Annotated in this window: 28 protein-coding genes; 11 read left to right on the top strand and 17 right to left on the bottom strand. The window is 64.1% G+C overall.

Annotated elements, in window-relative coordinates:
* Positions 1-3: 3 nt before the first annotated feature.
* The 5 genes from FJV43_RS21015 to FJV43_RS20995 all read left to right on the top strand — a co-directional run bounded on the left by FJV43_RS21015 (position 4) and on the right by FJV43_RS20995 (position 5,158).
* On the top strand, positions 4-1,983 hold the full coding sequence (locus FJV43_RS21015) for a sodium:solute symporter family protein (protein WP_239620491.1): 1,980 nt from the start codon (positions 4-6) through the stop codon (positions 1,981-1,983).
* A gap of 204 nt (positions 1,984-2,187) precedes the next feature.
* On the top strand, positions 2,188-2,508 hold the full coding sequence (locus FJV43_RS21010; protein ID WP_239620490.1) for a hypothetical protein: 321 nt from the start codon (positions 2,188-2,190) through the stop codon (positions 2,506-2,508).
* Positions 2,505-2,828 carry a hypothetical protein gene (locus FJV43_RS21005; protein WP_239620488.1) on the top strand — a complete coding sequence of 108 codons (324 nt, stop codon included), beginning with the start codon at positions 2,505-2,507 and terminating at the stop codon, positions 2,826-2,828. Before FJV43_RS21010 ends, FJV43_RS21005 begins: the two co-directional genes overlap by 4 nt.
* A gap of 92 nt (positions 2,829-2,920) precedes the next feature.
* Entirely contained in the window at positions 2,921-3,289 is a 369-nt protein-coding gene (locus FJV43_RS21000) for a hypothetical protein (RefSeq protein WP_239620486.1), read from the top strand.
* Positions 3,290-3,532: 243 nt separating this feature from the next.
* A complete protein-coding gene (locus FJV43_RS20995; protein WP_239629534.1) occupies positions 3,533-5,158 on the top strand; it encodes an MFS transporter in 1,626 nt (541 codons plus the stop codon).
* A 65-nt stretch (positions 5,159-5,223) separates the two neighbouring features.
* Here FJV43_RS20995 and FJV43_RS20990 read toward each other — a convergent pair whose 3' ends face one another.
* The 3 genes from FJV43_RS20990 to FJV43_RS20980 are packed head-to-tail and all read right to left on the bottom strand — an operon-like array spanning position 5,224 to position 6,505.
* Positions 5,224-5,697, bottom strand: a complete 474-nt coding sequence (locus tag FJV43_RS20990) for a secondary thiamine-phosphate synthase enzyme YjbQ (protein WP_239620484.1) — start codon at positions 5,695-5,697, stop codon at positions 5,224-5,226.
* 8 nt (positions 5,698-5,705) lie between these two features.
* On the bottom strand, positions 5,706-6,221 hold the full coding sequence (locus FJV43_RS20985) for a hypothetical protein (RefSeq protein ID WP_028178156.1): 516 nt from the start codon (positions 6,219-6,221) through the stop codon (positions 5,706-5,708).
* A gap of 41 nt (positions 6,222-6,262) precedes the next feature.
* Positions 6,263-6,505, bottom strand: a complete 243-nt coding sequence (locus FJV43_RS20980) for a hypothetical protein (protein ID WP_239620477.1) — start codon at positions 6,503-6,505, stop codon at positions 6,263-6,265.
* 75 nt (positions 6,506-6,580) lie between these two features.
* Between FJV43_RS20980 and FJV43_RS20975 the strand changes: the two genes are divergently transcribed.
* The 5 genes from FJV43_RS20975 (at position 6,581) to FJV43_RS20955 (ending at position 9,220) form a co-directional block, all read left to right on the top strand.
* Positions 6,581-6,955: an AtpZ/AtpI family protein gene (locus FJV43_RS20975; RefSeq protein WP_239620475.1), complete on the top strand. Its 375-nt coding sequence runs from the start codon at positions 6,581-6,583 to the stop codon at positions 6,953-6,955.
* A 111-nt stretch (positions 6,956-7,066) separates the two neighbouring features.
* The gene (locus FJV43_RS20970) at positions 7,067-7,816 is read left to right on the top strand and encodes a F0F1 ATP synthase subunit A (protein WP_061882481.1); all 750 of its coding nucleotides are present in this window, start codon (positions 7,067-7,069) and stop codon (positions 7,814-7,816) included.
* Positions 7,817-7,869: 53 nt separating this feature from the next.
* A complete protein-coding gene (locus tag FJV43_RS20965; protein WP_007599451.1) occupies positions 7,870-8,100 on the top strand; it encodes a F0F1 ATP synthase subunit C in 231 nt (76 codons plus the stop codon).
* A gap of 65 nt (positions 8,101-8,165) precedes the next feature.
* Positions 8,166-8,729, top strand: coding sequence for a F0F1 ATP synthase subunit B (locus FJV43_RS20960; RefSeq protein ID WP_239620473.1), 564 nt, complete (start codon positions 8,166-8,168; stop codon positions 8,727-8,729).
* 5 nt (positions 8,730-8,734) lie between these two features.
* On the top strand, positions 8,735-9,220 hold the full coding sequence (locus tag FJV43_RS20955; RefSeq protein ID WP_061882483.1) for an ATP F0F1 synthase subunit B: 486 nt from the start codon (positions 8,735-8,737) through the stop codon (positions 9,218-9,220).
* A gap of 207 nt (positions 9,221-9,427) precedes the next feature.
* On the opposite strand, the gene FJV43_RS20950 is transcribed toward FJV43_RS20955, so the two are convergent.
* From FJV43_RS20950 to FJV43_RS20930, 5 genes are all read right to left on the bottom strand, one after another.
* Entirely contained in the window at positions 9,428-10,078 is a 651-nt protein-coding gene (locus FJV43_RS20950; RefSeq protein WP_239620471.1) for a hypothetical protein, read from the bottom strand.
* 133 nt (positions 10,079-10,211) lie between these two features.
* Positions 10,212-10,799 (bottom strand): GNAT family protein, encoded by a 588-nt coding sequence (locus FJV43_RS20945; protein ID WP_028178162.1) that lies wholly within the window; start codon positions 10,797-10,799, stop codon positions 10,212-10,214.
* Between the two features lie 38 nt (positions 10,800-10,837).
* A complete protein-coding gene (locus FJV43_RS20940; RefSeq protein ID WP_239620470.1) occupies positions 10,838-12,127 on the bottom strand; it encodes a pitrilysin family protein in 1,290 nt (429 codons plus the stop codon).
* Positions 12,124-13,542, bottom strand: a complete 1,419-nt coding sequence (gene thrC, locus FJV43_RS20935) for a threonine synthase (protein WP_239620464.1) — start codon at positions 13,540-13,542, stop codon at positions 12,124-12,126. The genes FJV43_RS20940 and thrC overlap by 4 nt, the downstream gene beginning before the upstream one ends.
* A 545-nt stretch (positions 13,543-14,087) precedes the next feature.
* A complete protein-coding gene (locus FJV43_RS20930; protein WP_239620462.1) occupies positions 14,088-14,732 on the bottom strand; it encodes a response regulator transcription factor in 645 nt (214 codons plus the stop codon).
* A gap of 86 nt (positions 14,733-14,818) precedes the next feature.
* Here FJV43_RS20930 and FJV43_RS20925 point away from each other — a divergent pair, with 86 nt between their 5' ends.
* Positions 14,819-16,159 carry a histidine kinase gene (locus FJV43_RS20925; RefSeq protein WP_239620461.1) on the top strand — a complete coding sequence of 447 codons (1,341 nt, stop codon included), beginning with the start codon at positions 14,819-14,821 and terminating at the stop codon, positions 16,157-16,159.
* A 97-nt stretch (positions 16,160-16,256) separates the two neighbouring features.
* On the opposite strand, the gene FJV43_RS20920 is transcribed toward FJV43_RS20925, so the two are convergent.
* From FJV43_RS20920 to coxB, 9 genes are all read right to left on the bottom strand, one after another.
* On the bottom strand, positions 16,257-16,622 hold the full coding sequence (locus FJV43_RS20920; RefSeq protein WP_239620460.1) for a nuclear transport factor 2 family protein: 366 nt from the start codon (positions 16,620-16,622) through the stop codon (positions 16,257-16,259).
* A gap of 116 nt (positions 16,623-16,738) precedes the next feature.
* Entirely contained in the window at positions 16,739-17,491 is a 753-nt protein-coding gene (locus FJV43_RS20915; protein WP_239620459.1) for an SURF1 family protein, read from the bottom strand.
* Positions 17,488-17,889 carry a DUF983 domain-containing protein gene (locus FJV43_RS20910; protein ID WP_239620458.1) on the bottom strand — a complete coding sequence of 134 codons (402 nt, stop codon included), beginning with the start codon at positions 17,887-17,889 and terminating at the stop codon, positions 17,488-17,490. The genes FJV43_RS20915 and FJV43_RS20910 overlap by 4 nt, the downstream gene beginning before the upstream one ends.
* A 96-nt stretch (positions 17,890-17,985) precedes the next feature.
* On the bottom strand, positions 17,986-18,882 hold the full coding sequence (locus FJV43_RS20905) for a cytochrome c oxidase subunit 3 (protein ID WP_197968579.1): 897 nt from the start codon (positions 18,880-18,882) through the stop codon (positions 17,986-17,988).
* Between the two features lie 77 nt (positions 18,883-18,959).
* Positions 18,960-19,604, bottom strand: coding sequence for a cytochrome c oxidase assembly protein (locus tag FJV43_RS20900; RefSeq protein WP_239620457.1), 645 nt, complete (start codon positions 19,602-19,604; stop codon positions 18,960-18,962).
* 5 nt (positions 19,605-19,609) lie between these two features.
* Positions 19,610-19,774, bottom strand: coding sequence for a hypothetical protein (locus FJV43_RS20895; protein WP_018644977.1), 165 nt, complete (start codon positions 19,772-19,774; stop codon positions 19,610-19,612).
* Positions 19,775-19,781: 7 nt separating this feature from the next.
* Positions 19,782-20,726 (bottom strand): heme o synthase, encoded by a 945-nt coding sequence (locus FJV43_RS20890; protein WP_239620456.1) that lies wholly within the window; start codon positions 20,724-20,726, stop codon positions 19,782-19,784.
* A gap of 61 nt (positions 20,727-20,787) precedes the next feature.
* Positions 20,788-22,413: a cytochrome c oxidase subunit I gene (gene ctaD / locus FJV43_RS20885; RefSeq protein WP_239620454.1), complete on the bottom strand. Its 1,626-nt coding sequence runs from the start codon at positions 22,411-22,413 to the stop codon at positions 20,788-20,790.
* Positions 22,414-22,501: 88 nt separating this feature from the next.
* A complete protein-coding gene (coxB, locus tag FJV43_RS20880) occupies positions 22,502-23,356 on the bottom strand; it encodes a cytochrome c oxidase subunit II (protein WP_061882495.1) in 855 nt (284 codons plus the stop codon).
* Positions 23,357-23,614 lie beyond the last annotated feature (258 nt).

Genomic DNA, 23,614 nt, shown 5'->3' with positions numbered 1-23,614 from the left:
AACATGGCTACGCAGGCCTCAACCGGCGGCTCCGACTTTCTCAGCAACCTTGGGCGGATCTACGGCTTCTACACCGGTGGATTCGTCGCGTTTGTGCTTCTGCTCGCCGTCCTCGAGATGATCGGGGTGCCGAACAAGGTTCTAGGCTATCTGTTCGTGTTCTTCACGCTCGCGGTCTACGCCATCATCGGCGTTCTGTCGCGAACGGCGCAAGTTTCGGAATACTACGTGGCGGGCCGCAGCGTGCCGGCGTTCTACAACGGCATGGCCACCGGTGCCGACTGGATGTCGGCAGCGTCCTTCGTGGGCATGGCGGGCACGCTGTTCCTGCTCGGCTATGACGGGCTTGCCTGGGTGCTCGGATGGACCGGCGGCTTCGTGCTGGTCTCCATCCTGATCGGGCCTTATCTGCGCAAATTCGGCGCCTATACGGTGCCCGACTTTCTGTCCTTCCGTTATGGCGGCAATTTCGCCCGGGGGCTCGGCGTCATCGTGCTCGTCGCCTGCTCGTTCACCTATGTGACGGCGCAGATCTACGGCACGGGCATCATCGCCTCGCGCTTCCTCGGAATGCAGTTCGAGCTCGCGGTTTTCGCGGGACTGGTCGGCATCCTGGTCTGCTCGATGCTGGGCGGCATGCGCGCGGTGACCTGGACGCAGGTGGCCCAATACATCGTACTGATCATAGCCTACCTGACGCCGATCGTGATCCTGTCGACAAAGATCTACGGGATACCGATTCCCCAGCTGACCTATGGACATGCGATCGCGGACATCACGGCGCGCGAACAGGAGATGCTCGCCAACGGACTGGCGGCGGCAGCAAGCCTCAAGCCGCACATTCAGCCGTTCCTCAGCTACAGTCCGCTGAACTTCTTTGCGATCATCCTCTGCATGATGGTCGGCACGGCCTCGCTGCCGCACATCCTGATGCGCTACTTCACGACGCCGTCGGTGCGTGAGGCGCGGCAATCCGTAGCATGGTCGCTGCTGTTCATCTTCCTCCTGTACTTCTCGGCGCCTGCCTACGCAGCGTTCTCCAAGCTGGAGGTGTACACGAACATCATCGGGCGCGATCTGTCCGCGATCAGACCCTGGCTGTTCAGCTGGGGCGAGCTCGGGCTGATCCAGATCTGCGGCAAGAACGCCGTCAACATCGACGCCGTCATTGCCGCGTGCAAGGCCGTTGCCGGTCACCCCGGTGTGGTCCGGCTGCAGGACTTCGTCATCAACACGGACGTGATCGTGCTCTCGACACCGGAGATCGCGGGGCTTCCCTACGTGATCTCCGGCCTCGTCGCGGCCGGCGGCCTGGCTGCGGCTCTGTCCACCGCCGATGGGCTGCTGCTCGCGATCGCCAATGCATTGTCGCACGACGTCTACTACAAGATGATCGATCCGAACGCGCCGACGGCGCGCCGGCTGATCATCGCGCGCGTGCTGCTGCTGGCGGTCGCGGTCATTGCCGCGGCGACGGCCGCCACCAAGCCCGGGGATATCCTGGCCATGGTCGGCTGGGCGTTCTCCCTGGCGATGGCGGGCAATTTCCCGGCGCTCGTGATGGGGGTCTGGTGGAAGCGCACGACGTCCGCGGGCGCGGTCTGCGGCATCATCGCCGGATTTGGGCTGTGCATGTTCTACCTGCTGGTCACGCGCTATTTCCCGGGCGCCGGCGTCCAGTACTTCGGCATGACGTCGCTGCTCAATCCGGTCACCGGCGCACCGCTGGTCGACATCGTCAAGGCCATGGCATTGCCCAACGCCATGGAGAGTTGGCCGACGCTGGCCCACCCGCTGGCCAACAAGGTGGGTTGGTTCAACCTCAACAACATCGCATGCGGTTTGCTGGGTGCGCCCTTCGGCTTCGCGGTGATCATCGTCGTGAGCCTGCTGGGACGGGCGCCGTCGCGGGAAATGCAGGCCTATGTCGACGAGATCCGCAAGCCGCGAGGCCGCACGGTGCTCGAAGAGAAAACGACCTGAGCGGATCGGATGGATTGCGACAAACGGGGCCTTGCGAGGCCCCGTTTTTGTTTGCGACCGGTGGCGCTCGCTTGCCCCGAACCGCCTGCCTTGACATTGTTGCGTGCGGAGGCTGGTGCAGCATGTCCGACGGCCCGGGCGGAGCGAGCGCCCCTCGCAAGACCATGCTGCTTCCACAGCGACACCCGGGAGGAGGACCCGATCTTGGACATTGCCGACTCGCTCGTCAGATACTGGTATTTTCACCTGCCGAACTTCGTTCTGGCGGCTCTGATGTACACCATGCTCGGCCGCTTCCTGCTTGGCCTCTTCGTCGACGCCGACTCGCCGAATTATATCTGGCGCTTCTTCTGCCGCTTCACCGATCCGGTGCTCACCGCCATTGCAACCGTCACGCCGAAGGCAGTTCCTCCAGCCGTCGTGTGGCTGTTCGGTTTTGTCTGGATGTTCTGGTTGCGGATCGTGCTGCACTACACATTGCTCGTGCTCAATCTCGCGCCGCGGCTTGCGGGAGGAGGATCATGAGCCGCAACTTCTTCCTGATCGGTATTGCCTTCTTCGCAATGATCAACGGCCTCTTCAACCAGCTTTGGCTGATCTTCGCCTTGCTCTATGTCCAGCCGCTCGCAGGCCCTCTTCTGTTCGGAAGCATGTCGCTGACGCTGATGTTCGCCTCGCTGATGGTCTCGACTGCTACCGTCATCCTGGGCGGCATTCCCGCCGCCATCTACGAACGCGTCACCGGTGCACAGGAGTCGAACGGCGTCTCGCTTTGGATCTGGCTGGCCGGCACGGCTATTCTGGCCCTCCCCGCCGCCGGCAATTTCATCAGCATCGGCCTCTGAACGGCGGGCGGGAACCATTGAAGGCAGGCCCCGCAGGGACTACCCTAAGCCGCATCTCGATCCCAATGAGCCAGGCGACGGAGTCCCTCCTCATGGAAGAAATGCGCCGCATCGCCTTTGAAACGGTCCTGCGCGCGTGTGGATTTGCCTCCCTCGCCATATTCTGCGTCATGATCGGCCTTTCGTTTCTGCCGCGCTCCGCGTTTCAGGCAGGAGGCTTTCTGAGCCTGATCATGACACTGGTGCTTCTCCTGAAGGCGGAGGAGGCGCGGACCAAAGACCACCGCCGCACCGAGATGTGGCTGTATCTTCCAAAAGACCGACGCCCGCCTCAGCCGCATGCACAAAAAACAGTCTCAGCGGTGATGCGAGAGACCTATCTGGTGTTTGCATACTGGTCTGCGCTGGTGTCCGTCGTGATGTGGATTGTCGCGATGGGCTTTTCCGTACTTGGACTTTAGTTTGAGGCTGCAGACCCCACGGTATTTCGTTGCTGCGGTTCCGTGATTTCTGACCGGTATCTACGCGGTCCCTCCCATTCGCGTCGAAAGTACTATTGGGCCGGACGCGGCAGGCATGTAATTGCTCGCTCCCTATTGGTGGCGCGCCTATGTGGCGCGGATCGGTTCTTGAAAAGAAAACAAGCGGGAGCGAATCGGATGACGACAGTAACTGCAACATCGGCACCATCTGCCAGCGCCGGCATGACGAAAGACGAACGGTTCGTCATTCTCGCCTCCTCGCTCGGTACCGTGTTCGAGTGGTACGACTTCTATCTCTACGGTTCGCTGGCAAGCATCATCGGCGCCCAGTTCTTCTCGGCCTATCCGCCCGCAACCCGCGACATCTTCGCGTTGCTGGCGTTCGCCGCCGGCTTCCTGGTCCGCCCCTTCGGCGCCATCGTGTTCGGCCGCATCGGCGACATCGTCGGCCGCAAATACACCTTCCTCGTCACCATCCTGATCATGGGTCTGTCGACCTTCATCGTCGGCCTGCTGCCCAACGCCGCGACCATCGGCATCGCGGCACCGATCATCCTGATCATCTTGCGTCTTGCCCAGGGTCTGGCGCTCGGTGGCGAATACGGCGGTGCCGCGACCTACGTCGCGGAGCATGCGCCGAACGGCAAGCGCGGCTACTACACCTCCTTCATCCAGACCACGGCGACGCTCGGCCTGTTCCTGTCGCTGCTGGTGATCCTGTTCACCCGTTCCGCGCTCGGCGAAGCGGACTTCGCGGCCTGGGGCTGGCGCATCCCGTTCCTGGTCTCGGTGCTGCTGCTCGGCGTCTCGGTCTGGATCCGGCTGCGTCTCAACGAATCGCCGATCTTCCAGAAGATGAAGGACGAAGGGAAGGGTTCGAAGGCGCCGCTGACGGAAGCCTTCGGCAACTGGCAGAACGGCAAGCTCGTGCTGCTCGCCCTGCTCGGCGGCGTGATGGGCCAGGGCGTGGTCTGGTACACCGGCCAGTTCTACGCGCTGTTCTTCCTGCAATCGATCCTGAAGGTCGACGGCTATACCGCCAACCTGCTGATCGCCTGGTCGCTGCTGCTCGGCACCGGCTTCTTCATCGTATTCGGCATGCTGTCCGACAAGATCGGCCGCAAGCCGATCATCCTCGGCGGCTGCCTGATCGCGGCGCTGACCTTCTTCCCGATCTTCAAGATGATCACCACCAACGCCAACCCGGCGCTGGAGAAGGCCATCGAGCAGACCAAGGTCGAGGTGGTGGCCGATCCCGCAGGCTGCGGCGACCTGTTCAACCCGGTCGGCACCCGCGTCTTCACCGCACCTTGCGACACCGCGCGCGCCTTCCTGTCGCAGTCGTCGGTCAAGTACTCGACGACATCCGGTCCCGCCGGCTCCGGCGTGAAGATCATGATCAACGGCAAGGAGCTGCCCTACACGAACGCCAAGGACAGCAACCCGGCGGTTCTCGCCGCGGTGCAGGCGGCGGGCTATCCGAAGGCGGGCGACGCCGGCATCGTGAAGATGTCGCATCCGCTCGACATCTTCCGCCCGCAGGTGGCGGCGATCATCGGCCTGCTGTTCATCCTGGTGCTGTTCGTCACCATGGTGTACGGCCCGATCGCGGCGATGCTGGTCGAACTGTTCCCGACCCGCATCCGCTACACCTCGATGTCGCTGCCCTACCACATCGGCAACGGCTGGTTCGGCGGCCTCTTGCCGGCGACCGCCTTCGCCATCGTGGCCTCGACCGGCGACATCTATGCCGGCCTCTGGTACCCGATCATCTTCGCGTCCATCACCGTCGTGATCGGTTTCTTCTTCCTGCCCGAGACCAAGGACGTCGACATCAAGGCGACCTGATCGAAGCAGTAATCGACAACACGAACCGGCCGCGGACTCCCCGCGGCCGGTTTTGTCTTGTGCGCTTACTGATTGCTGCCGATGAATTGCAGCACGACCTCGCGGCGGTGCGGGCGGCTGCGATGCTCGACCAGATAGATCGCCTGCCAGGTGCCGAGCGCGAGCTTCCCGTTCAGGACCGGCACATGAAGCGAAGTCTGCGTCAGCATGGTCTTGATGTGCGCGGGCATGTCGTCGGGCCCCTCGGTGTCATGGGTCCAGCCGGCGTTCTCCGGTGCGAGCCGTGACAGTGCCGTGGTGAGATCGACCAGCACGGAGGGATCGGCGTTCTCCTGAATCGTCAGCGAGGCCGAGGTGTGGCGGATGAACAGCGTCAACGCGCCGTCGCGCGCGTGAACGTCCTTGATGAACTTCGTCGCTTCCGCGGTGAGATCGACGAAGGTTCGCCCGGGCGTCGGCACCGTCAACAGGGCGGTACCGATGGCCGTGGCCTGCACGGTCGATGGCACCGAACGCGTCAGCTGTTTCTCGGAGGTCATTTAAACTCTCAAATCTTGCCCGACACGTCCTTCTGCACGCGGTTGGCCATGTCGATCAGCCGCCGCCAGGCCTTTTCCAGGAACGACATCACGCGATCGACGTCCTGGTCGCTCGGCAGCGGGATCTCGATCTTGCGCTCGCCCTCGGCGGCCTTGGGCTCCGCCTTCTTCAACTGGTCGGATTTCGGCAGCGCCTCGTCGATCTTGCCCGACACAGTCGGCCCCGCCGCGAGCTGTCCCTTCAGCCTCTCGACCTCGGCCTGGAGCCTGCCGATCTCGGCGTCGAGTGCGGTCCGCTCGTCGGGCACCGCGTAGCAGGCCCAGCCGGCGTCGTTCTTGGTGCAGGTCGATACCGTGCCGGTGCGCGTGTCGAGCCGCAGCACGCCCTCGGCGATGGGCGTCATGCTGTAGCGGCCATTTTCGCCGTCGGGCGCGGATTGCGCGGCCACGAGGCCGCCGCTGACGACCATCACCGCGGCGGCCGCCGCAAGCCATGATGTTGTGGATGACGTCGCTGGTCTCATCGCCCTCTCCGCCACGGCACTGGTGCGGCTTTTGTGCAATTCTACACCCGCGTCAGGCGATCCGCCGCCAAAAACCCGCCTCTGGAATCAACGAACGCGGTAGCTTCTTTGATCCAGGCCGTGAGGCGAAAGGACAGCCGCGTCCGCCGATCATGAGGAGACCTGCTGCGGTGCGGCGTCACGCTGTGTGCAGCGCTGCCGCGCACGCCGATATCATCAAACAAATCAGATACATAACCGAAAGCGACGCAATCGTGACTTGGCTTGACTTGATTATGGGCCATCAGTATGGTCCGCGCGGCTTTTGAGGGTGACGGGCGCAATTTCCATTCAGCCGCAGCGTTTCGGGTCTTCGTTGCATGACACAGGGCACGGGACACGGCGAGGATGGAGATCGCGATAGATCGTCCGAGGAAGCCGCGCTTTCCGAACGGCTCGGAAGTCTTGATCAGCGGTTGTCCGAATTTCGCGACCGCCGGACCAAGACCGAGCAACCCGCAGGTGACGGTGGAGACAGAGCGGCCAGAGCCTCGGCGATGGCGCTTGGTTTCCGGTTATCCTCGGAGTTGATCGCCGGCGTCGCTGTCGGAGGGGGGATTGGCTGGGGGTTCGACCGCTTGCTGTCGACGTCGCCCTTCGGATTTATCGTGTTCCTGCTGCTGGGCTTCGTGGCTGGCGTGGTGAATGTGGTGAGAACGGCGGGCGCGGGTCAAAACAGGCGCGGCGATTCCTAGCGGATCCCACCAGGAGAGGAATGATCGTGCCGGCCTCGCCGGTACGGGCCGGCCCGGCCGGCAGACCGAGACCCGCCGGCATTGCCCGGCAGACCAAGAGATGCCGCGCTGATGAAAATCGATCCGATCCACCAGTTCAACATCGAGCCTCTCTTCACCCTGGGCCACATCGGCAATCACACGATCGCCTTCACCAATTCGTCGCTCTACATGCTGGTGGCGGTGGCGATCATCTCGCTCCTGATGCTTGCCAGTGGCACGCAGCTGGTTCCCGGGCGCCTGCAGTCGGTCGCCGAAATCTCCTACGAATTCGTCGCCTCGACCATCCGTTCGACGGCCGGCGCGGAAGGCATGAAGTTCTTCCCGCTGATCTTCTCGCTGTTCATGTTCATCTGCGTCTCGAACCTGGTCGGCATCATCCCCTACACCTTCACGGTGTCGAGCCATTTGATCGTCACCGCAGCGCTCGCGCTGCTGGTGTTCTTCACGGTCCTGATCTACGGCCTCTACAAGAACGGCCTGAAATTCTTCAAGATCTTCGTTCCCCACGGCGTCCCCATCTACATCCTGCCGCTGGTCATGTTCATCGAGATCCTGTCGTTCTTCCTGCGGCCGGTCTCCCACAGCGTTCGTCTCTTCGCCAACATGCTGGCCGGCCACATCGCGCTGAAGGTGTTTGCGGGCTTCGTCGCCATGCTCGGCTTCTCGCTCGGCGCCATCGGCTGGATCGGCGGCGTGCTGCCGCTGGCGCTCACGGTCGCGCTGACCTCGCTGGAAATCCTGGTCGCGTTCCTCCAGGCCTATGTGTTCGCGATCCTGACCTGCATCTACCTCAACGACGCCATTCATCCGGGACACTGAGCGGTCCGGGGAATTTCCACCCACAACCCCATCTTTCTTCCAAGGAGTCTAAAATGGATCCGGCAGCAGCAAAACTTATCGGCGCGGGCATCGCGTGCATCGGCATGGGCGGTGCGGGCGTCGGCGTGGGCGTGATCTTCGGCAACTACCTCGCCGCAGCCGTGCGCAACCCGTCGGCCGCTCAGGGCCAGTTCGGCAACCTGATCTTCGGCTTCGCCGTGACCGAAGCGCTCGGCATCTTCTCGCTGCTGATCGCGCTGCTGCTGCTGTTCGTTCCGCTCTGAGGACGACGTTTTTCGCGCCGTTCCAGTCCTTGGAACGGCGCGTGTGACAGCAACAGGAGAACTCCATGGCTGAGAGTCATGGCGGCGCGAAAGGTCCGGCGGGCGCTCACACCGAGGCTGACGGTGGTCACCACGGTGGCGGTTTTCCGCCGTTCGAGAGCAGCAGCTTCGCTTCACAGCTGGTGTCGCTCGCGATCTTCTTCGTCCTGCTTTACGTGATCGTGTCCAAGCTCGCCCTGCCGCGCATCGGCGGTGCGATCGAGGCGCGTCAGAACAAGATCGAGGGCGACCTCGCCGAAGCGCAGAAGCTGAAGGACCAGTCCGACGCTGCGCTGAAGGCCTATGAAAGCGAGCTCGCTGCGGCGCGAACGCGGGCGCAGGCAATCGGCAACGAATCCCGCGACAAGGCGAATGCGCAGGCGGAAGCCGAGCGCAAGGCGCTGGAAGAACAATTGGCAGCCAAGCTCGCCGGGGCGGAGAAGACCATCGCCTCGACCCGCGCCGCCGCCATGAGCAACGTCCGCGGCATCGCGGCCGATGCGGCAGGTCAGATCGTGCAACAGCTCACCGGCGTCGTTCCGGACGCCGCGTCGGTCAATGCCGCGGTCGATGCGTCCTTGAAGGGTTAGTCGAGATGTTCTTCGAACCTGAATTTTGGGTCGCCGTCGCCTTCGTGATCCTGATGGTCGTGTTCGGCTATCTCGGGGTCTTCAAGACGGCGATGACGGCGCTGGATCATCGCGCCGAACGCATCAAGGCCGAGCTCGACGACGCCGCGCGCCTCAAGCAGGAGGCGGCCAAGGTGCTCGCCGACTACAAGTCGCGCAGTGCCACGGCCGAGCGCGAGGCTGCCGACATCATCGCCAACGCCAGGGCCGAAGCCGAGCGCATCGCGACCGAGGCCAAGGCGAAGATGGAAGACTTCGTCGCCCGCCGGACCAAGACCGCGGAGAGCAAGATCGCGCTCGCCGAGGCCCAGGCGCTGGCCGACGTCCGCGCCGCAGCCGCGGAAGCCGCTGTCCAGGCCGCTTCCACGATCCTGTCGCAGTCGGTCAGAGGCCAGGTCGCCGACGACCTGCTCGCCAAGGGCATCAACGAAGTCAGGCAGAAGCTGAACTGAGGGGTACCCTCTCATCAATCAAAAAGCCGGCGCGATGAGCGCCGGCTTTTTTGTTGGTCGATCTGCAGCCGCAAACTGGGTGTCATCGCCCGCGAAAGCGGGTGATCCAGTACGCCGAGGCTTCTCGGTTCAAGCACCTCGCCCTCTGGAATACTGGATTGCCCGCCTTCGCGGGCAATGACAGCTGAGATTGCCGCAACACCTCGCCTACTTCTTCTTCCGCGCCTTCGGCTCGGGCGAGAGCGCCTGCGGGTCGAAGCCGACATAGAAGATGTAGGAATCGGCATCCTTGGCCGAGGGCACCGGATAGCTCAGATCCTCGGCGACAAAGGTGAAGGGCACGCTGCCGCCCTCCGACATCGCGACCGTGGTCCGGTAGGCCTTCGAGGCGATCACCTTCTCGCCGACGCCGCCCTGCACCACCGCGATGCGCAATGGGACGTCGACCGTAGCTGGCGCACCGGCGGGACCTGCGATGACGCGGCCCTGGATTCCGATCCGGGCGGTGATGTCGCCGCCATTCCGGGCGCATTCGCGCGCCATCTTGGTGATCGTGGCCTGGAAGCGGATGTCGTTACCGACGGCCTGCTTGCCGTTCGCACCGACGGCATAGGTGGAAGCGCCGGCGCGCACGGTGACCTGCGGGCAATCGAGTTCGTCGTCGGCTGGCTGGCCGGGCGTGGGCGCCGGATTGGGCTGCGCCGGCTCGTCCGATTTGCCGCCGAACAGGCTCTTGAAGCGGTCGCTCAAGGATTGGGCCGCCACCGGCGAGACGAACACGAGCGCAATCGACAGCGCCAACGCGGCCGCTGTCCCCCGCCGCAACGCGTTCCGCGATGACCGAAGCTCCTTCACCATCGACACCCATGCTCCATCACAATATCCGGACCCAACCGCCGGCCGGCCCGCGCCGTTATATCGTCAAAATCGGCGAACCCAAGGCAGCAAAAAGGTGGCAGGCAGGGAGACCTTGCCCTCACGGGATGGCAGCTCAGCCGCGGAAATCCTCGTGCAGCAGGCCGAACAGCAGGTGATCCTGCCAGACCCCGTTGATGCAGAGATAACGGCGCGCCAGGCCCTCGCGCGAGAAGCCGCACTTCTCCAGCACGCGGATCGACGGTGCATTGGTGGGGATGCAGGCGGCCTCGACCCGGTGCAGATTGAGCTCGCCGAACAGCGTCGGCAGCAGCACCCGCAGCGCGGCTGTCATGTAGCCGCGATGGGCATGAGGCTGGCCGACCCAATAGCCGATGGTGCCGGCCTGCACGATGCCGCGCCGGACATTGGCAAGCGTGATGCCGCCGACCAGGGCGCCGTCGAGCTCACGGAAGATCAGGAAGGGATAGGAGCGGTCCGCGGCAATGTCCTCGGAATAGCGGCGCAGGCGCCGCCGGAAGCCGGACCGGGTGAGATCGTCGGACGGCCAGATCGGCTCCCAGGGCGTGAGGTAGTCGCGGCTGGTTTCGCGCAAATGAGCCCATTGCAGGAAGTCCGACATTTGCGGCGCACGCAGCAGCAGCCCGTTGCCTCGCGGGGCGAGGGTGGCGGGTCCACTGGATGGCAGGCGAAAGAGGGCCATGGTGATGCTTTCCGGGGCGGGGCTCCCTAGCACAGCTCCTAATGCAGCCGCGCCTTGGCGCGCGCCCGGGTCAATCCTTCCGCAAAAGATACGGCCGTGTCCAGACCCCTGCCACTGCCCAATGCGACAACGGCGGGCCGGCTCCGCGACAGCAGCGCACGCGCCGCGTCCCTCGTCGATTCGATGCTGACGGCATCGATCCGGGCGACCAGTTCCTGCACCGTCTGCGGCCGCCCATAGGCGAGCACATGCCGGGCAAGCTGCTCGGCACGGGAGGAGCAGCTCTCCAGGGCCATCAACAGGCCCGCCTTCATCTGCGCCTTGGCCCGGGCGATCTCGGCCTCGGTCAGCGTTTCCACCGAATCATTCATGATGTCGACCACGACCTCCATCATCTCCGGCGCGTCGGCCGGGTCGGTGCCGGTGTAGAGGCCGAAGAAGCCGGTGTCGGTATAAGGCGCGTGGAAGGTGTAGATGGAGTAGCAGAGGCCGCGCTTCTCGCGCACCTCCTGGAACAGGCGCGACGACATTCCGCCGCCGAGGATGTTGGTGAAGACCTGGAGCGAGAACAGCGACGCGTCGCTCTGCGGCACGCCTTCCAGCGCCAGCGTCAGATGCGCCTGCTCGAGCTCGCGATGCACCACCTTGGCGCCGCCCTTGCCGAACTGAGCGGTTTGCGGCTTCGGCCCCGGCGTCCCTTCGAAGCTGGCAAAGCGTCTCTCGACCTCGGCGACGACCTGGCCGTGATCGACCGCGCCGGCGGCCGCCACCACCATGTCGGGCCCGCGATAATGCGTCGAGAGGTAGCCGCGCAGCATGTCGCGGTTGAAGGCGCGCAGCGTCTTGGCCGTGCCGAGCAGGGAGCGGCCCATCGGCTGGTCAGGATAACAGAGCTCGTTCAGGTGCTCGAACACGACATCGTCGGGCGTATCCTGCGCGGCACCGATCTCCTGCACGATGACGTTCTTCTCGCGCTCCAGCTCGTCGGGCTCGAAGGCGGGATTGGCGAGGATGTCGGCGAGCACGTCGAGTGCGAGCGGCACGTCGGCCTTCAGCACCCGCGCGTAATAGGACGTGGTCTCGGTCGAGGTGCCGGCATTGAGGTCGCCGCCCACCGCCTCGATCTCCTCGACGATCTCGCGCGAGGAGCGCTTGGTCGTGCCCTTGAACGCCATGTGCTCGAGCAGGTGCGAGATGCCATGCTCGTTCGGCTTCTCGTCGCGTCCGCCGACGCCGGCCCAGACGCCGAGCGCCGCAGTCTCGAGATGGGGCATCTCGTCGGTGACGACGGTCAGGCCGGAGGCAAGTTTGGTCATCTCGACGCTCATCCGGCAACTCCTTGCTTTGCGGCGCGGCTGACCGACAGCACGAACCGCTCGACCTCGGCCTGATCGTTCTTCATCACCCTCATGTGTTCGGATTTGGTCATCAAGCCGTCGAGCCAGGCCGGTAATTGCGGCCGCTGGCCGCAGGCCGCCTCCACAGCGTCGGGGAATTTGGCCGGATGGGCGGTGGAGAGCACGATGCTCGGCACCCTCGTGTCGGTGGTATCGCGGTCCGCGACGGCAAGCGCCACCGCCGTATGGGGATCGACCAGTTCGCCTGCTTCGCGCCAGGCGGCGCGGATCGCAGCCGCAGTCTCGGTCTCGTCGGCGCGCCCTGCATCGAACTCCTCGCGGATCGCGGCGAGCGTCGCGTCGGGCAGCACGAAACGTCCGGACTGCTTCAGCGACTCCATCAGCCGGCGCACGCCTGCTGCATCGCGCCGGCTCGCCTCGAACAGCAACCGCTCGAAATTGGACGAGATCTGGATGTCCATCGACGGCGACGCCGTCGCGTGCACCTCGCGCACCTCGTAGATTCCGGTCTTCAGCGTCCGCGCCAGGATGTCGTTGACGTTGGCGGCGATGCGCAGGGTCCGCACCGGCAGCCCCATGCGCTTGGCGACGTAGCCGGCGAAGATGTCGCCGAAATTGCCTGTCGGCACGACGAAATCGACCGCGCGCGCCGGCGCCCCAACGGCAACGGCGGAGGTGAAATAGTAGACCACCTGGGCGACGATGCGCGCCCAGTTGATGGAATTCACGCCGGACAGCGAGGTCGCATCGCGGAAGCGATGGTTGTTGAACATCCCCTTCACGATCGCCTGGCAATCGTCGAAGGTGCCCTCGATGGCGAGCGCATGGACGTTGGCCGCGCCCGTCGACGTCATCATCCGCCGCTGCACCTCGGAGATGCGGCCGTGCGGAAACAGCACGATGAGATCGACATTCTCGAGTCCCGCAAAGGCTTCGACCGCGGCGCCGCCGGTATCGCCGGAGGTGGCGACCACGATGGTGGTGCGCTGGCCGCGCTTGGCGAGCACATGGTCCATCAGCCGCGAGATCAGCTGCATCGCGACGTCCTTGAAGGCGAGCGTCGGGCCGTGGAACAACTCCAGCACGAACTGGTGCGGCGACATCTGGCGCAGCGGCACCACCGCGGGATGGCGGAAGGTGGCATAGGCCTCGTTCGCCATACGACCAAGCTCGGCGTCCGAAATCTCGTCGTCGGCGAAGGGACGAATCAGGTCGACCGCGACCTCCCAATAGGGCCGGCCGAAGAAGCCGGCGATCGTCTCGGTCGGGAGCTGTGGCCAGGTCGCCGGCACATATAGGCCCCCGTCACGGGCAAGCCCGGTCAGCATCACGTCACAGAAGCCGAGTTCGGGGGCCTCGCCCCGGGTCGAGATATAACGAGTCAAACTGCCCTCCAAAGGCCGGCCGAACCGAGGCTCGATCCTTAAGCCTTTGATTTTACGAAACTACTTGATAACAGCCAGAGGCTTTGGGCCACCATAAAGTGTTTTGCGGCATCGGGAAACCGCTTCCGGCCCTCCTATCGCCCAATGAAAAAGGGCTGCGGCATTGCCGCAGCCCTTCTCTTGGAAGGTCTGTCGTTGTGTGCAGACCGGTTTGCTTCGTCAGGGTCGCGCCCGTCAAAACCGTTCCGGCAAGCATTCGTCGCCGGCCACGAAGTCGTCAAGGGCCAAAACCGTGCCGGCCGAAAAATGTTCCTGTTTTTCCCGACTCGTTTCGGGCACGACTACTGCAATGCAGCCGGGGGTTTATTTCAGATTGCTACTTTTTCCCGAAAGAATTTCTGCTGCAGGAACGAATACAGGCCCGGCCCATTGTGTCCGCGGATGGGTGCCGCCCGTTGCCCATGCATTGCCCGGCAAACGGCGGCGTCGATCCGTCGACCGAACCGCTGCATCCTGGAGCAGCCGGTTCGGTCGCTGGCAGAAGGTCAGTTCATCCCGATTTCCACTGCGATCCGGATCAGGTCGGAGTGGTTCTTGGCGCCCAGCTTCTGCTTGAGCAGGGATGTGGTGTTGGCCACGGTTTTGTAAGAGATGCCGAGCGCCTCGGCGACCTCGACGATCTTGTCGCCGCGTCCAAGCAGGCGAAGGATCTCGAGCTCCCGCGGCGTCATCTGCGAGGCCGGATTGGCTTTGATGGCCGCACCGGAAAACGTCACGGCCTCGGCGAGTTGCGGCGAGATGAAATGGTCGCCCGCGACCACCTTGCGCACCGCTTTCAGCAGGATCCGGGGATCGTCGCCCTTGGAGACATAGCCCTGCGCCCCGAGCTCCACTGCCCGCACCACGAAGGCCGGATCGTCGTTCATGCTGAACATGATGATCTTGGCATCGGGATCGTCCTTGCGGATGCGTCGCATGAGCTCGAAGCCGGAGACATCGGGCAGGCTGATGTCGATCACGGTGACGTCGGGCCGCTTGCTGACATAGGCGCGATGCCCGGATTTGGCGTCGCTCGCCTCGTCAATGCGAATTGAATGGTCGGACGCGAACAGGGTGCGGCAACCGGACAGCACCACGGGATGGTCGTCGACGATCAGGACCCTGGTCGCCAGCTTGGCGGTATCTTGCATCGCGCACTCTCTTGTTTTTCGACTCATAGACCGGCGGGAATAAATGGAAAGGGTAAATCCCGCCGATGCGCGTTAGAATTGGCCTAATGTGGCAACGACTTTCGTTCAGGACGCAACTGTTTCTTCCGCTCGGCGCCAGCTTTCTGGCGGCGCTGATCCTGGCGGGCTTGCTGCTCCATATATTCGCAACGGACCAACTGGCGGCGGAGAACGAGCCGAGACGGCGTTCGACAGAGGCCATCGCCGCCGCGCTCAACGACACGCTGCGCACATCGGACAATCCACGGCGGACGCTCGACGCCTTCGTCCATTCCTTGGACACCTCCTCCGATATCCAATTCCGCGCCTCGGATGCGCGTACCACGCCGTCACCGAAGGACGGCCTGCACAAGCCGCATGGCGTGCCGCAATGGTTCATCGACCTTCTCGCCACCCCCGACATGGACGCGGCATCGCCGGTGATGATCGACGGCAGACGCATCGGCGATATCGTATTCCTGCAGGACATGTCGGCCGATCTGTTCGAGAAATGGATCGGCTTTCTCGCGCTCACCAGCCTGGTCGCCGTGCTGATGGTTCTTACCGGCACGATCGCCTATGTCTTGGCGGGATCCGTCCTGCGGCCTTTGCAAGATCTCGGCCAAGGTCTCACGCGGATACGACGGGGCGATTACACCAGGCCAATTCCGGTCGGGGGTCCGCCGGAAATCCGGCAAGGCTGCAAAGAGGCGAATGCGCTGGCTGCAACGCTGGCGCAACTGAGCCAGGACAATCGCGATCTGATGCACCGGCTGGTGTCGCTCCAGGACGACGAGCGGCGCGATCTCGCCCGCGAATTGCACGACGAACTCGGACCGCTGTTGTTCAGCATCCGCGCCGGCACGATCGCGCTGGCCGAGGCTGCGCCGCCGGCGGGAAATTTCGGCAATTCCGCACAGAGCCTGCTGCAATCGGTCGAGGCGCTCCAGCAGACCAATCGCCGTATCCTCGACCGGCTGCGGCCGCTCTATATCGAGGAACTCGGCCTTTCGACCAGCGTGCAGACGCTGCTCCGGACCTTTCGCAATCAGGCTCCGCACATCATCCTGACGGACACGATCGACGCCGATCTGAACGTGATCGACGGGCCGGCGGCCCAAACCGTGTATCGGCTGATCCAGGAGGCACTGACCAACGTGCTGCGCCATGCCAACGCCAGCAACGCTCATGTAAGGGCGACCGTCGCCGGCGAGACGCTCGCGATCGAGATCTCCGACGACGGCGGCGGCTTTCCTGCGGGCAACGTCTTCGGCCGGGGCTTGACCGGCATGCATGAGCGCGTGCGCGCGCTCAGCGGATCGCTGTCCCTGTTGCGCGTGGATGAGCGAACTTACGTCCGCTGCCGTCTTCCCGTCGAGACGACGCGGGACGCGCCGTCAGCAGGCTAAAGCATGATCCGGAAGAGTGCGCAGCGGTTTTCCCAAAAGATCATGCTGGAACGACAACCCAGGCTGCGATGACGATTCATCCCAACCGCTTCGCGCTCTAGCATACGCAGCCGTCATGCGCGTTATGGCGCGCGGGCTCGCATATTGTGCTGCGGATCTTGCCTTCCGGGTTGAAACGAAACGAGACCTGAATGCGCAGCGCGCCGGCGACGGAATATTCGAGATCGACGCCGTGGGGCGTCGGATGGATTTCCTCCAGCCCGAAACCTGCCGACGAGAAGGCGCTGAGCCGCGGCTGCCAATAGGCTTCGAGCGCGCTCCGTCCATGATATCGCTGCGTGCCGTTGCACGCGCATTCGAGCTGGGCGTCGTCGGCATAGAGATCGAGCAGCGCCGTGAGGTCGCCCTTCCGGCAGGCGTCCACCCAATCGACGATAATTCCCATCTGGTCGAAATCGCTCACGCCGCAATCCTGTCTGCCGCGGAAATAACCAGCGGCTTAGGACCACACTCGTGAATATGCGCTGAATAATAAACCCCGGGCGATACCGGGTTCCCGCGAGATGGTTCCGAACAAGCTCAGCCCTGCCGCCGGCCTCTTGCCCATACGGCGAAGGCGATCAGAAGGGCGCCGGCCAGCGTGAACCAGGTCATCGCATATTGCAGGTGATCGTCCTTCAGATTCACGTCGAGCGGTCCCGGTCGTGGAATGCCATTCGCGGGCGCGGGATGCTCGAGATCGACATAGAACGGCGCGACCGTACCCCAGCCGAGCGCGCTTGCGATTCCCAGGTGATCGCGCACGAACCAGAGCCGCTTGTCGCGATTCTCCGCCGGCGTCAGCCAGCCTGGCGCCTCGGGAAAACGCAGATAGCCGGTGAGCGCCACCGGTTGGCCCGTGACGAGCTTCTTCACCGCGCGATCCTCGACACCGCGATCCTGCATCGTGTTCTCGACGAAGCCCGCATCGATCACGACCGTCTCGCCCGTGGGTAGACGCGCCGGCAGAAACGCCCAGGTGCCGGGGCCGGAGGCGTCCTTGCGCACCGCGGAGCCGGAGGAATAGACCATCGCATCGGGCAGGGCCGCGTAGGTGGCGGTGAAGCTGACGCGGCGGAATTCATCGCGAGCAGGATTCAGCGCGGTCCACAGCGCCGGCGGCGGCAGCGCGACGGGCGCCGCCGCAAGCCGCTCGGTGAGTGCCGCGATCAGCTCGTGCTTGGCGGTCCGGCGCTGCAACTGCCAGACACCGAGCGCTACGAACGCAGCCGTCAGGAACAGCGTGAACAGCGCGAAGCCGCCCACGCGGGCCTTGCGCGCGGGCTCGCTCATTTCGCGCGGTCGACCAACCGGCCCGGCGCCGCCTTGTGGTGGAACTGCAGCGCAATCAGCAGCGATTTCATCGCACGCAGCGGCAACAGCGTGGTGGCGAGGATCAGCGGCAGCCAGAGCGCCGCATGCAGCCAGAACGGCGGCTGGTACTTGACCTCGACGACCAGCGCGCAGCCGACCACGATGGCGCCGGCGAGCATGATGATGAAGATCGCCGGGCCGTCGCCGGTATCGATGAAGGCGTAGTCGAGGCCGCAACGGTCGCACGCAGGCGCGAGCGTCAGGAAGCCCGCATAAAGCTTGCCCTGGCCGCAGCGTGGGCATTTGCAGGCGAGCCCGCGCATCGCGCTTTGCAGGACGGTGGTTTCGGGCTGGGGTGGGCCGGCGGTGTCGTTCATGATGGCGGACCCTATCACAGTTTCCGCCGAACGTTCGGCGGCCGGCAAGCGAAAGGGCGGCCCTGGGGCCGCCCTTTCTGATCGGTTCGATGCAACTTAGTGGGCGGCGTGGGCCATGGTCTCGGCGCCGCGTCCCCAGACATAAATGCAGAGGAACAGGAACAGCCAGACCACGTCGACGAAGTGCCAGTACCAGGCGGCGAACTCGAAGCCGAGATGCTGCTTCGGCGTGAAATGGCCGGCATAGGCGCGGAACAGGCAGACCAGCAGGAAGATGGTGCCGACCAGCACGTGGAATCCGTGGAAGCCGGTCGCCATGAAGAAGGTCGCGCCGTAGACATTGCCGGCGAAGGAGAACGCCGCGTGGCTGTACTCATAGGCCTGCACGCAGGTGAAGAGCGCGCCGAGCACGACGGTGAGGATCAGGCCGTACTTCAGGCCCTGGCGGTCGTTCTCAAGCAGCGCATGGTGCGCCCAGGTCACGGTGGTGCCGGAGGTGAGCAGGATCAGCGTGTTCAGGAGCGGCAGATGCCAGGGATCGAAAGTCTCGATGCCCTTCGGCGGCCAGGTGCCGGGGACAGAGCAGGCGCCGGGCTGCGTGCCGAGGCCGCAGCCGAACACCGCATCGCGGGTGGCATGGACGGCGTCGGCCGGAAACAGCGCGGCATTGAAATAGGCCCAGAACCAGGCGACGAAGAACATCACCTCGGAGGCGATGAACAGGATCATGCCGTAGCGGTGGTGCAGCTGCACGACGCGGGTGTGGTCGCCCTTGTACTGGGCTTCCTTGATCACGTCGCCCCACCAGCTCGCCATGGTGTAGAGCACGCCCACGGTGCCGACGCCGAACACGATCGGCGCGGCGGAGAACATGTGGTGCATCCAGGCGATCGCGCCGACCGCCATGATGAAGGCCGAGAGCGAACCGACGGCCGGCCAGGGAGAGGGATCGACCAGGTGATAGTCGTGATGCTTGGTGTGCGCCGTAGCCATTCCGTCTCTCTCCTCAATCCCGTGCCTGTCAGGCACTTATCCCCTTGTTTCCAACCGCCTGAGCGTGAGCCGGGCGGTCAAAGATTTCCCTTGCGTTTGTCGTCCTCGCTGGCGGCGAGCGGCTTCACCACGGGGTCGCGCACCGGATAGAACGTGTAGGACAGCGTGATCGAGCCCAGCCCGTCATTCTCGTGGTCGTCGACGATCGAGGGATCGACGTAGAACACGACCGGCATCTCGCGCTTCTCGCCGGGCGCCATGGTCTGCTCGGTGAAGCAGAAGCAGTTGATCTTCTGGAAATAGGAGCCGACCGTCAGCGGCGCGACGTTGTAGGCGGCCTGGCCCGCGGTGGTGCGCGCGGCCTGATTGGTCACGGTGTAGAAGACGGTCACGACCTGGCCGATATTGACCTCGATCTCGCTCTGCTCCGGCTCGAACTTCCATGGAAGGCCGGGCGCGACGTTGGAATCGAAGCGCACCGATATCCTCCGCGCGATCGGGCCGGTGGCCGGCGCAGAGGTCGCGACCTGCGTCGTGCCGTTGAAGCCCGTGGCACGGCAGAACCAGTTGTAGAACGGCACCGCCGCGTAGGACGCACCGACCATCAGCGCGACCACGCCGCCGCAGATCGAGGCGACCAGCGCGTCGCGGCCAAGGCCACCGAGACGGCCCTTCGTGGCCGTCCGGTTCTGATCCCGCGATATGGTCGGCTCGTGATCCATGTTACCTACATCGGCCGCACTAGCACTGCCGGTCCCTTGACCATGGTGACGGCGAAGAACAGCACCACGAGCACGCCGAGCGCGAGCGCGATTGCGATCGAACGCTGACGACGGCTCTTTTTCTGCGCCTCGGTGAGGACGATTCCATCTGGCTCGGGTTTGTCAGCCATTCCTGCCTCATGCGCCCCCAACTATCGGAGCAAGCGCCCGGTACACGACCTCTGCCAGCAGGGTCGCGAACAGCGCGAACAGATACAGGATCGAGAAGGCAAAAAGCTTGCGGGTCGCGCGCAGCGACTGGCTGCGTTCGCGGCGCATATAGACGTTGATCGCGAGCACCAGCATGCCGGCGCCCAGGATCAGCGAGACGATGCCGTAGACGGCATCGAAATAGCCGAGCGCCCAGGGCGCCGCGGCGACCGCGATCAGCACGATGGTGTAGAGCAGGATCTGGAGGCGGGTCGCGTCGGGGCCGGCGACGTTGGGCAGCATCGGAATGCCGGCGCGCGCGTAGTCGTCGGAGCGGAACAGCGCCAGCGCCCAGAAATGCGGCGGGGTCCAGAAGAAGATGATGGCGAACAGCAGCAGCGGCTCGACGTCGACGGTGCCGGTCACCGCAGCCCAGGCCACCACCGGCGGCAGCGCGCCGGCCGCGCCGCCGATCACGATGTTCTGCGCGGTCCAGCGCTTCAGGCCCATCGTATAGATCACGACGTAGAAGAAGATGGTGAAGGCGAGCAGCGCGCCGGCGATCCAGTTGACGAGGATGCCGAGCGTCATCACCGAGAAGAAGGCGAGCGTCATGCCGAACGCCATGGCTTCGGGACGGGTGATGCGGCCGCGCGGGATCGGCCGGTTCGCGGTGCGCGACATCTTGGCGTCGATGTCGCCTTCGAGCGCCATGTTGAGGGCCCCGGAGGCGCCGGCACCGACCGCGATGCAGAGCAGCGAGGTGATCGCCAGCACGGGATGGAAATGCCCGGGCGCCATCGCCATCCCGACCAGCGCAGTGAAGATCACCAGCGACATCACCCGGGGCTTGAGCAGCGCGAGATAGTCGCCAACCCCCGCTTCTGAGATGCGTGGATTGATGTCGATGGCGTTCTGGTCGAGGACGGACACTTAGATCTACTCGCTTCGTTATAGCGCCGCGGCGCCCGTCACGGGCGCCGCGGAAGATTGCCTATTGCACGCGGGGCAGCACTTCGAACTGGTGGAAGGGCGGCGGCGAGGGCAGCGTCCACTCCAGCGTGGTCGCGCCGGCACCCCAGGGGTTGTCGCCGGCCGGCACCTTGCGGGCGAAGGCGTCGATCACGCAGTAGAGGAAGATCAGCACGCCGAAGCCGGAGATGTAGGAGCCGACCGACGAGACCAGGTTCCAGCCCGCGAAGGCGTCGGGATAGTCGACGTAGCGGCGCGGCATGCCCGACAGGCCGAGGAAGTGCTGCGGGAAAAACACCAGGTTGACACCGATGAAGGTGACCCAGAAGTGCGCCTTGGCCAAAGTCTCGTTGTACATGTAGCCCGACATCTTCGGGAACCAGTAGTACCAGCCGGCGAAGATCGCGAACACCGCACCGAGCGACAGCACGTAGTGGAAGTGCGCGACGACGTAGTAGGTTTCCTGGAGCACGCGATCGACACCCGCGTTCGCCAGCACGACGCCAGTGACGCCGCCGATCGTGAACAGGAAGATGAAGCCCACCGCCCAGATCATCGGGGCGCGGAATTCGATCGAGCCGCCCCACATCGTGGCGACCCATGAGAAGATCTTCACGCCGGTCGGAACGGCGATGACCATCGTGGCCGCGACGAAGTAGGCCTGCGTCGCCGAGGACATGCCGACCGTGTACATGTGGTGCGCCCACACCACGAAGCCGATGCCGCCGATCGCGACCATGGCATAGGCCATGCCGAGATAGCCGAACACGGGCTTGCGCGAGAAGGTCGAGACGATCTGGCTGATCATACCGAAGCCGGGCAGGATCAGGATGTACACCTCGGGGTGACCGAAGAACCAGAACAGATGCTGGAACAGCACGGGGTCGCCGCCGCCGTCGGGTGCGAAGAACGTCGTGCCGAAATTGCGGTCGGTGAGCAGCATGGTGATCGCACCGGCGAGCACCGGCAGCGACAACAGCAGCAGGAACACCGTCACCAGGATCGACCACACGAACAGCGGCATCTTGTGCAGGGTCATGCCCGGCGCGCGCATGTTGAAGATGGTGGTGATGAAGTTGATGGCACCGAGGATCGACGAGGCGCCCGCCAGATGCAGCGACAGGATCGCGAAGTCGACGGCCGGGCCCGGATGGCCGGAGCTCGACAGCGGCACGTACATGGTCCAGCCGGCGCCGACGCCGTTGGCGCCCGGCTCGCCCTCGACGAAGGTCGACATCAGGAGCAGCGCGAAGGACGCCGGCAGCAGCCAGAACGAGATGTTGTTCATGCGCGGGAACGCCATGTCGGGCGCGCCGATCATCAGCGGCACGAACCAGTTGCCGAAGCCGCCGATCATCGCGGGCATCACCATGAAGAAGATCATGATCAGGCCGTGGGAGGTCACGAACACATTGTAGGTGTGCGTCTCGTGGAAGATCTGCACGCCCGGATACATCAGCTCGGCGCGGATCGCGATCGACATCAGGGCGCCGATGACGCCGGCGATGACCGCGAAGACGAGGTACATCGTGCCGATGTCCTTGTGGTTGGTCGAGTAGACGTAGCGCCGCCACCCGGTCGGATGGGCGTGCTCGTCATGTCCGTGGTCTTGCGCGTGATCGCCGTGTGCCGCTGCGCTCGTTGCCATTTTCAAATCCTGCCTTGCGTCCCATGCGGACCTTATGCGGTCCCGCCCTTTTTGTCGCTTTCAGTCCCCTTGAGCCGTCGCCCGGCGCTTACTGCGTCGGGCCGGCCGCGGAGGCGTAGGTGCTGGTGCCGCCGCTCGCAAATTTCTTCTTGGCCGCCTCGACCCAGGAGGCGAACTCCTGGTCGTTGACCACGCGGATCGCAATCGGCATGAAGGCGTGATCCTTGCCGCACAATTCCGAGCACTGGCCGTAATACATGCCGGTCTTGGTGGCCTTGAACCAGGTCTCGTTCAGCCGGCCCGGAATGGCGTCGATCTTGACGCCGAAAGCCGGCAGCGCGAAGGCGTGGATGACGTCCGCGCCCGTGGTCTGGACCCGAATCACCTTGTTGACCGGGACCACCATCTCGTTGTCGACGCCGAGCAGGCGGGGCTGCTTGTCCTGGGCCATCAGCGAGTCGAACTCGAACTTGCCGTTGTCGGGATAGGCGTAGGACCAGTACCACTGCTTGCCCGTCGCCTTGACGGTCAGGTCAGCCTTCGGAATGTCGAGCTGAAGGAACAGAAGCCGGAACGACGGCACCGAGATGCCGACCAGGATCAGCACCGGAACCAGCGTCCAGGCCACCTCGATCAGCGTGTTGTGAGTGGTCCGCGACGGCACCGGATTGGCCTTCGCGTTAAACTTGATGACCACGATCACCAGCAGTGCCAGAACGAACAGCGTGATCAGGGTGATCAGCACGAACAGGAAATTGTGGAACCAGACAATATTGTCCATCACCGGGGAACCGGACTGCTGCAGCGTCCACTCCCACGGCGCCGGCTGCCCGAGCTCGGCGAACGCCGCACCACCCGTACCCAGCGTGACGCCAGCCGCCACCAAGGCGATGGTGGCCAATCCCAGCAATTGCCGGCCCACCCGACCCATCGACATCCTCATGCCGTTCGCGCTCCCCTTACGAAATCACCCCAAGTGCATTCCCCTATTTCCGGGAAACGCTTATTCGATCCGCCAGTCCGACAAACCGCCACGCAAGAATACCTCTAAGAGGAATTGGGGCCAGATCGCTAGAACGCGAAATCAAGCCTCTCAAACCATAATTCTTGATCTATCGCAATGCAGTCTTGAGCTCGGTCTGTCAGCCATCACCGGCAAGATATTTCCCAGCAACATCAAACAAAAATACCGTTTGCCGGG

The organism is Bradyrhizobium sp. I71, from assembly GCF_022354745.1.
In the GTDB taxonomy this organism is placed as follows: domain Bacteria; phylum Pseudomonadota; class Alphaproteobacteria; order Rhizobiales; family Xanthobacteraceae; genus Bradyrhizobium; species Bradyrhizobium liaoningense.
The sequence above is the reverse complement of the archived record's forward strand: the minus strand, read 5'-3'. Positions and strand labels throughout refer to the sequence as shown.